1 protein-coding gene is annotated in these 365 nt (G+C 71.0%); it reads right to left on the bottom strand.

Translation table 11 applies throughout. The annotated features are described in order from the left end of the window. Positions 1-365 (bottom strand): LysR substrate-binding domain-containing protein (locus ACEN88_RS34690; protein ID WP_413346946.1); only part of this gene is annotated, 365 nt, incomplete at both ends.

Here is a 365-nt window from a genome sequence, read left to right as displayed (position 1 = left end):
CCCACAGGCGCAGCGCATTGCTGATGTTGTCGAAGCCGATCTCCACGAGGCTCCCGGCCGCCACCACCGCGACGAGCAGTTCGCTGCCCACTTCCTGGAACGCCTCGCGGTCGTCCAGCCGCTCGCGCTCGAACACGAGGGCAAGCTGCACGCCGCCGTCGTGCAGCAGGCGCAGCGCATCCGCCTGCGGCGCCGACAGCACTTCCACTTCAAGCGACGGAAATTCGCGCGCCAGCACGGCCAGCGGCACGCTCCAGCGGCCCGCGATCAGTTCCGGCACGACGGCCAGAGTCAGCCGCCGTTCCAGTCCGCCGTGCAGCGCGAGCGCGTCCGCCTGCAGCCGCCGCATTTCGCTGGCGACGTGG

Source organism: Massilia sp. CT11-108, assembly GCF_047302915.1.
GTDB classification, from domain to species: domain Bacteria; phylum Pseudomonadota; class Gammaproteobacteria; order Burkholderiales; family Burkholderiaceae_D; genus Telluria; species Telluria orientalis.
Note: the sequence above shows the minus strand (reverse complement) of the source record. Positions and strands in the feature narration are given on the sequence as shown.